At 44.2% G+C, this 8,233-nt stretch carries 6 protein-coding genes; 4 read left to right on the top strand and 2 right to left on the bottom strand.

The features are described 5' to 3' along the window. Positions 1-392: ISAs1 family transposase (locus Q0L00_RS01920; protein ID WP_297335168.1), on the top strand; the 392-nt coding region annotated here is incomplete at its 5' end. Between the two features lie 14 nt (positions 393-406). Here the strand turns inward: Q0L00_RS01920 and Q0L00_RS01915 are convergent. Next, positions 407-880 (bottom strand): hypothetical protein, encoded by a 474-nt coding sequence (locus tag Q0L00_RS01915; RefSeq protein ID WP_297335167.1) that lies wholly within the window; start codon positions 878-880, stop codon positions 407-409. A 154-nt stretch (positions 881-1,034) separates the two neighbouring features. Beyond that, positions 1,035-3,302, bottom strand: coding sequence for a catalase/peroxidase HPI (katG, locus tag Q0L00_RS01910; protein WP_297335166.1), 2,268 nt, complete (start codon positions 3,300-3,302; stop codon positions 1,035-1,037). 378 nt (positions 3,303-3,680) lie between these two features. On the opposite strand from katG, the gene Q0L00_RS01905 reads away from it, so the two are divergent. The 3 genes from Q0L00_RS01905 (at position 3,681) to Q0L00_RS01895 (ending at position 8,190) form a co-directional block, all read left to right on the top strand. Beyond that, a complete protein-coding gene (locus tag Q0L00_RS01905; RefSeq protein WP_297335165.1) occupies positions 3,681-5,012 on the top strand; it encodes a GntP family permease in 1,332 nt (443 codons plus the stop codon). Positions 5,013-5,156: 144 nt separating this feature from the next. After that, positions 5,157-5,690, top strand: a complete 534-nt coding sequence (locus Q0L00_RS01900; protein ID WP_297335164.1) for a hypothetical protein — start codon at positions 5,157-5,159, stop codon at positions 5,688-5,690. A gap of 91 nt (positions 5,691-5,781) precedes the next feature. Then, positions 5,782-8,190, top strand: coding sequence for a TonB-dependent receptor (locus tag Q0L00_RS01895; protein WP_297335163.1), 2,409 nt, complete (start codon positions 5,782-5,784; stop codon positions 8,188-8,190). The last annotated feature ends 43 nt before the right edge of the window (positions 8,191-8,233 follow it).

The raw sequence follows: 8,233 nt of genomic DNA, 5'->3' as shown, positions 1-8,233 counted from the left end.
ACCAGTTGGATTTCTTGGATGACAGACTCCAGTGGCCGGGGCTGAAAACTGTGGTCAGGCTAAGCTCGGAAAGAACCATCAAACAGACCGGAAAACTAACCAGTGAAATCAGATATTACATCACTTCATTACCCGCTGATCCACAAGTGATCAGTCAAGCCATCAGAAGTCACTGGGCTGTGGAAAACAAGCTCCATTGGAGTCTGGATGTCATTTTCAAAGAAGATGCCTCCCTCAAAAAAACTGAACACTCGGCACTAAATTTCAACATCATCACCAAAATGGCGCTCTCCTTACTCGAACAGGAAAAATCAACTAAGAAAAGTAAGCCTTCAAAAAGACTACTCGCCGCTCTGGATGATGAGTACCGATCTAAAGTCCTGAAAATCTAAAAGCGATTTCCCTGCTATTTTTTTGAGTTAACCTGCCCAATAATTCGATTGATCCTTCGTTTGTTTTGTTGTTGAAGCAGGCTCGGGTACAAATTGAAAATGCTGTTCATTAGTAAAAGCACCAGGCCTATTTGATAGTTTTGGTTGATCAAAAAACCAACTGAAACAAGAAAAACGGCTAAAAACCCAATCCAATGACTGATTTCGGCATGGGTCATTTCTTCCTTTAATGAAGTCAAATCCTGCACGCTCGGCTTTCCCACAAGTTTGAGTTTGGTATTGAGATTTCTCCAAAACGTTTTTGTAACCAAAAACTTCATCACCTCCACTCCAATCCACTGATTGATCCGCTCATCTTTGATCAAATCCCACTGGGTGATGCGAGGGTAAAAATCCATTCGTTTAATCTTCTCATTGACCAAAAACCCGAAAATCATCGAGGTAAAAGTCATTGAGATGGAAAATGAAATGGAAAAAAGGAGGCTCATGGTTTTTTATCTTCTCACGGAAAGTTCAAAAATACCTCTTTCTTCCGAACTGGGTAGGGTTCATTTGACAACCTAAGGATCTCTCCCTGGGAATTATCCCTAAAAAAGGCAGCCCGTTTCCAGACTGCCTTTTCAATAGGTAACTTAGCCTGAATTAGGCTAGATCAAAACGATCCAGATTCATCACTTTGTTCCAAGCTTTAACGAAGTCTTTGACAAACTTCTCTTTTCCGTCTTCGCAGCCGTACACTTCGGCGATCGCTCTCAGCTCCGTATTTGAACCAAAAATCAAATCCGCACGTGTTCCCGTCCACTTCGGTTCACCAGTTTTGCGATCGCTTCCAACAAATACATTATTAGTGTCGTTGGTGGCTCTCCAAGTGGTGTTCAGATCAAGCACATTTACAAAGAAATCATTGGTCAACTTACCGGGTGTAGCGGTAAATACCCCATGCTTGGATCCATCCCAATTGGCACCAAGTACTCTCATTCCACCCACTAGCGCCGTCATTTCCGGAGCAGTCAAGGTCATCAGCTGAGCTTTATCCACGAGCATTTCCTCGGCTTTAACCGGACATACTTTACTCATGTAGTTTCTGAATCCATCCGCTTTAGGTTCCAAGAAAGCCCAAGAATCCACCTCGGTTTGTTCCTGAGAAGCATCCATTCTACCCGGGGTAAATGGCACTTCCAGCTCAAAACCAGCATCTTTGGCACTCTTCTCTACAGCAGCGCATCCCCCCAGGACGATCAAATCTGCCAAGGAAATCTTTTTACCTTCAGAAGCGGTGCTGTTGAATTCCTCTTGGATGCTTGTCAAGGTATTCAATACTTTCTCAAGTTGAGCAGGATTATTTACCTCCCAAGTTTTGCATGGCTCCAATCGGATATGTGCTCCATTTGCTCCTCCTCTTTTATCGGAATTCCGATAGGTGGCAGCTGATGCCCAGGCGGTACCTACTAATTCGGAAACCGAAAGACCGGAAGCCAAAATATTTGCTTTCAAGCCAGCGACATCATTCGAATCAACTAATTTGTGATTAACCGCAGGAATTGGATCTTGCCAAATCAAATCTTCAGCAGGAACTTCTGGTCCTAGATAAAGGGATTTGGGACCCATATCCCGGTGAGTTAACTTAAACCAAGCTTTTGAAAATGCTTCTGCAAATTCCGCTGGATTTTCATAAAAGTGTCTCGATACTTTTTCATAATCGGGATCCACTCTTAGGGCAATATCGGTGGTCAACATGAATGGTGCATGCTTGACATTGGGATCATGGGCATCAGGAACAGTTCCAGTTCCACCGCCGTTGACAGGTCTCCACTGATGAGCTCCTGCCGGACTCTTGTACAATTCCCATTCAAACCCAAAAAGATTTTCGAAGTAATTATTACTCCATTGGGTAGGCGTAGTCGTCCAAGCTCCCTCCAATCCCGAAGTAATGGTATGCTCAGAATGACCTTTACCGTAGGTATTTTTCCATCCCTGACTCATTTCTTCGATGGAAGCCCCAGCGGGTTCGCGGCCCACATACTTACTTGGGTCAGCGGCACCGTGCGTCTTTCCAAAGGTGTGCCCCCCGGCGATCAAAGCAACGGTTTCGTAATCATTCATCGCCATCCGGCCAAAGGTTTCCCGAATATCCTTGGCTGCTGCCAATGGGTCAGGCTTACCATTTGGTCCTTCTGGATTGACATAAATCAATCCCATTTGAACCGCGCCAAGCGGGTTCTCCAATTCACGGTCTCCCGTATATCGCTTATCGCCGAGCCATTCGGTTTCTGAACCCCAGTAAATATCCTCTTCTGGTTCCCATACATCTTCTCGACCACCCCCAAATCCGTAGGTGGGCAGACCCATCGATTCCAAAGCAACGTTTCCTGCCAAAATCATCAAATCAGCCCAAGAGAGCTTTCGACCATATTTTTGCTTAACCGGCCAAAGTAGAAGGCGAGCCTTATCCAAGTTGGCATTATCGGGCCAGCTGTTCAGTGGGGCAAACCGCTGAGTTCCTGTACCTCCACCACCTCGGCCATCAGTTACGCGGTAAGTTCCCGCTGAGTGCCACGCCATCCGGATGATAAAAGGACCATAGTGCCCATAATCGGCAGGCCACCAGTCTTGAGAAGTAGTCAGTGTTTTTTCAATATCAGCTTTAACTTGATCCAAATCCAAAGATTTGAACGCTTCAGCATAGTTAAAATCTTCTCCCATAGGATTGGATTTGGAGGAATGCTGACGAAGGATATCTAATCTAAGTTGATTGGGCCACCAGTCTCGATTACTGGTTCCACCCCCTGCGACGTGCTTCATTTCCCCATTGTGAAAAGGACACTTGCTGAGGTCACCACCACTACTAGCATGGCCACCATTGACATCATAACTTCGAGGCCCATTTGGGTTTAAATCTTTGTCTGACATAGTGATTTGTATTTTTGTTTAAAGTTTAATCTCTTTTTCAACTTCGAAGTTAGCAATATTTTTTATTGATTGAAACAAAAATCCAATAGATAAAAACTATGGATCTTTTGCGCTACATCGATGGATTAAATTACTACAAAATCAAGGAATAGAAAAGGTGATATTTATCAGAAACTTACCTTTCATCGCTGCGACATAAACCGGGAGGCGAATCCCAATGCTAAAAATTCCAAGTACTTATTTTTTCACTCATTTTCATTTCTTCCCTTTGGAAAGACGCCCATTGCTTCCTGCAGTGATTTAAATGAGCAACACATGCTCATTTTTGAGAATTTTTAAACATATTACTCCTTTCAAACCCAACTTATCCTGCCTATTATGCTACTTGTTTTTTCCATCTTAGCCATATTGGCCTTGATCCTTTTGGCCATTATCAAGTATGACATCCATCCCTTTTTAGCACTTTTTGTCGGTGCAATTTTTTATGGATTAGTGACTGGAATGGGTGCAGAATTGATTTTACAATCCATCACAGAGGGCTTTGGCGGGGTATTGGGCTCGGTGGGATTACTCATCTTATTTGGCGTGATTTTAGGGACCTTTCTGGAAAAAACCGGTGGAGCCCTAGTCATTGCTGAGCAGATTTTAGCTTGGATTGGTAAAAAATCGGTCAATCTCACCATGATGTTGGGGGGGTACGTTTTATCGATTCCTGTCTTTGGAGATTCGACCATCATTATGATGAACCCAATAGCCAAATCGCTTGCACTCAAGAGTTCAAAATCATATGCAGCCACCATCGTCGCCCTTTCGCTCGGGGCCATGTGCAGCCATTCCCTGGTTCCACCTACTCCCGGCCCCATAGCCACTGCGGGGATTCTGGGTGCAGATCTGGCGCAAATGATTTTTTGGGGTATGATCGTTTCCCTTTTAACCTTGATCCCTGCTTACTTATTTGTCAACCGATGGGTCTGTAAAATCAACTTAAAGCCAACTCTGGTAATCCAGGAAGAAAAGTTGGATGCTGCTAAATTCCCCTCGACTTTTCATGCGTTTTTGCCGATTCTACTTCCTTTATTCTTGATAATTCTGGCCTCAATCGCCAATTATCCCGCTGCTCCATTTGGGAAAGGTGATTTTCAACACCTGATTTTATTCCTTGGCTCTCCGGTGATTGCCTTGCTCATCGGTGCTTGTTTATCTTTTAGCTTACCTAAAAAATTTGATCGAAAAATGCTGGCAGCCAGCGGATGGTTAGGAGAAGCTCTTCAACTTGCCGCTCCGGTTATATTTATTACTGGAGCAGGTGGGGTATTTGGAAAAATGCTTCAAAATTCCGGAGTTGGCGAACTGGTCAGCATGGGCATGAGAGATGCCAATTGGGGGATTTTTCTACCCTTTTTGATCGCCTTTGCACTGAAAACTGCTCAAGGGTCAACCACGGTGGCTATGATTACCACCGCCTCGATCGTTGCTCCGATTTTATCCCCATTAGGATTAGATACCGATTTAATGAGGGTGTTTGCCGCATTAGCCATCGGTGCAGGATCCTTGGGGATATCCCATGCCAATGACAGCGCCTATTGGGTAGTGACCCAGCTTTCGGGCATGAGCATTCGTCAGGGAAATCAATCCCATAGCTTGGGTACGCTGATTATGGGCTGGACGGCCATCGGGATCATTTTTATTTTTACCCTAGTGTTCGGTTAAGGATTAATGCTGAACTGTGACCTTTTGCCTTTCAATTCACCATCCTTCCGCTAAAATCATTTTTTAACAAAGCATGTCAAATTCGCTGGTTTTCGATTCGTTTTTTTTCAATTTCATTCCTTGATTACCTAGAACTGACTACTTTTGAAAAAGAAAATCTACGGCATTATTTTTCTTTTGGCACTGATTGCTCCAGTGTTACTCCTGTTTTTGGTGCTAAAATCCCAATTGGTAACAGTTCGGGAATCGGTGGAAAAAAAATACGAGGAAGGCTTTGATCGCGAACGAATTCTAACTTTTCAATTTACCCCAAAAGAAATTCAAGAAAACCTCCGGTGGGAACATGATCGGGAATTTGAGTACGAAGGGCAAATGTACGATGTCATCGAACGTCGGACCGTTGACGGGCTAATCGAGCTTAGGGTTTATGCCGACCATGAGGAAACTGAGCTTAAACTGAAACTGGCCCACCTTCTTCAAGGTGATCTCGGTGAGGAGCCCTGTGAGGATCAACCCACAATCACAGATTTCCATTTCCAGCTCTTTCAGTCTTCTAGCGAAAACTGGACGGCCAATCCTGCTTATTCTCCCTTGAGTAAAGCCAATTCAAATCCAACCATCCCCCTTTCTCAGCGCCAATACTCACCTCCTACTCCACCTCCAAATTCTCCTAGGTAAATCCAATCTGCAGTGGAGCTTTTTTGAGTATATTCTTCGAAAAGTCATACCTGCGCCTATCCTAACGTATCGGATTTATCCCTTCATTCTCATGAAAATACTATTCATGCTCTTGTGCATGCTTGGGTGGGTGGGTTATGCTCCTGCCCAAATGCTAAAAATTACAGACCAAAAAACCGGCGAGCCACTTCAACAAGTGACTTTAATTAATCCATCCTCCGAGCTGATCTCCCTCTCAAATGAATCCGGAGAGGTGGATATGGCCCCCTTTGTCGGGTCAAAGTCAATTTTAATCAGTCTGATGGGATATGAAACAGTGCAGCGCTCCTTTACTGAACTGAAAAGCCAAAATTTTCGCATTGCCCTTGTCCCAACCAATCTCCAGCTCAGCGAAATAGTCATCTCAGGCACAAAATGGAATCAGCAGTCGGCCAATTTACCCATAAAAATCAGCACGATTTCCAAAGAACGCATCGCTTTTCAAAATCCTCAAACGGCTGCGGATTTGCTGGGGATATCCGGCAAAGTTTACATTCAAAAAAGTCAACAAGGTGGGGGAAGCCCCATGATACGGGGGTTTGCAACCAATCGTTTGCTTTATGTAGTGGACGGGGTTCGCATGAATTCAGCAATTTTCCGTGGAGGAAATATCCAAAATGTGATCAATCTGGATCCTTTTATCCTAGACCAAACCGAAGTGCTTTTTGGTCCCGGATCAGTTATTTATGGAAGTGATGCAATTGGTGGGGTGATGAGTTTTCAAACACAAAAACCAACCTTTTCTGGGGAGAAGAATTTTTTGGTTTCTGGAAAACTCAACAGTCGATATTCTTCTTCCAACCAGGAAAAAACCATTCATGCCGACTTAAACTTAGGCTGGAAAAAATGGGCCTTGCTCACTAGCTTTTCCAATTGGGATTACGATCACCTCCGGCAGGGAAAAAATGGGCCCGATGATTACTTGAAGCCATTTCATGTCAAGCGTCTCAATGGGATTGATCAGATTGTTGCCCAAGAAAAAGGGAGATTAAAGCAGATTCCCTCGGCATATTCTCAATACAATGTGATGCAAAAAATTCGCTTCAAACCCAATGCTTCCTGGGATTTTGACTATGGTTTTCACCGATCTCAAACTTCTCCCTATGGCAGATATGATCGGCATAACCGGACCCGAAATAGCCTTCCTCGCTATGCGGAATGGAATTACGGCCCACAAGTCTGGCAATTGAATCTTCTTCAGGTAAAACATACCGCCGATCTTCGATTAGTTGATCAGATGAGTTTAAAAATCGCCCATCAGGTTTTTGAGGAAAGCAGAATAGATCGCAGCTTCCAAGACCCACTACGAACCATTCAGGAAGAACATGTGGATGCTGTTTCGATCAATTGGGATTTTCAAAAACTAATCGATGAAAAACACACGGTAAGTTACGGAATTGAATGGGTCAAAAATAAGGTAGAATCTACAGGAATGACCCAGCAAATCGAAACCGGACAAGTCCAAGCAGGTCCTGCCAGGTACCCGGCTGCCGATTGGTACACCTGGGGAATTTACCTCAACGAAGAATTTGGTCTTTCTCAAAAAGCAAACCTTCAAGCAGGACTGCGCTACAGTAGAAATCAAATTTCGGCCACCTTCTCGGATGAATTTTATTCCTTCCCTTTTGAGGAAAGCGAACTAAACGAAGGAGCTCTCACCGGAAGCCTTGGAGTGGCCATCCGACCGAATTCGGATTGGGTCGTTCAGGGTAACTTCGGAACTGCGTTCCGAGCGCCAAATGTGGACGACTTGGGAAAGGTTTTTGACTCCGAGCCTGGGTCAGTAACCGTGCCCAATCCCAATTTAAGGCCTGAATACGCCTACAGTGTGGACCTTGGCTTTGCTAAAAAGTTCAGGGATTTTGTCAAAGTTGACTTCAGTGCATATTACACGATTTTGGATGACGCGTTGGTTCGAAGAAATTTCAGCTTGAATGGTGCAGACAGTATTCGATACCAGGGGGAGTTGAGTCAAGTTCAAGCCATCCAGAATGCGGCACAAGCACGTGTTTTTGGCCTTCAAATGGGAATGGAAATGCGCATTTCCAGAACCTTGAAATTCTTCACAGATTTGAATTACCAGCAAGGAAAAGAAGAACTTAGCGATGGAAGCCTCAGTCCTTCCCGTCATGCGGCACCTTTTTTTGGGCTAAGTAGGTTGGAGTACCAAAAAAAGGGGTTAACCGCCCAGCTATATTTCCAGTACCAAGGAGAGCAAAGTTTTGAACATCTAGCCATTGAAGAGCGAAACAAAGATGAAATTTATGCCAAAGATCAAAACGGAAACAACTACTCCCCTGCCTGGTACACCGCCAATTTTAAAGTGAGCTATCCGATTTATAAAACCATACACACTCTGGTTGGAATCGAAAACATCACCGATCAACGCTATCGGCCTTACAGCTCGGGCATTTCCGGTGCTGGAAGGAATATCCTAATTTCGCTGAGCTATAATTTTTAGACCAAAAGATTCTTGAGTTCGGCTAGAATGGTATTTTTGAGCT

It is taken from the genome of Algoriphagus sp., assembly GCF_024305035.1.
GTDB lineage: Bacteria > Bacteroidota > Bacteroidia > Cytophagales > Cyclobacteriaceae > Algoriphagus.
The sequence above is the reverse complement of the archived record's forward strand: the minus strand, read 5'-3'. Positions and strand labels throughout refer to the sequence as shown.

Coding starts and splice junctions, on each gene's coding strand:
- Q0L00_RS01915 (WP_297335167.1), bottom strand. CDS start 880: ATGAGCCTCCTTTTTTCCATTTCATTTTCCATCTCAATGACTTTTACC.
- Q0L00_RS01905 (WP_297335165.1), top strand. CDS start 3,681: ATGCTACTTGTTTTTTCCATCTTAGCCATATTGGCCTTGATCCTTTTG.
- katG (WP_297335166.1), bottom strand. CDS start 3,302: ATGTCAGACAAAGATTTAAACCCAAATGGGCCTCGAAGTTATGATGTC.
- Q0L00_RS01895 (WP_297335163.1), top strand. CDS start 5,782: ATGAAAATACTATTCATGCTCTTGTGCATGCTTGGGTGGGTGGGTTAT.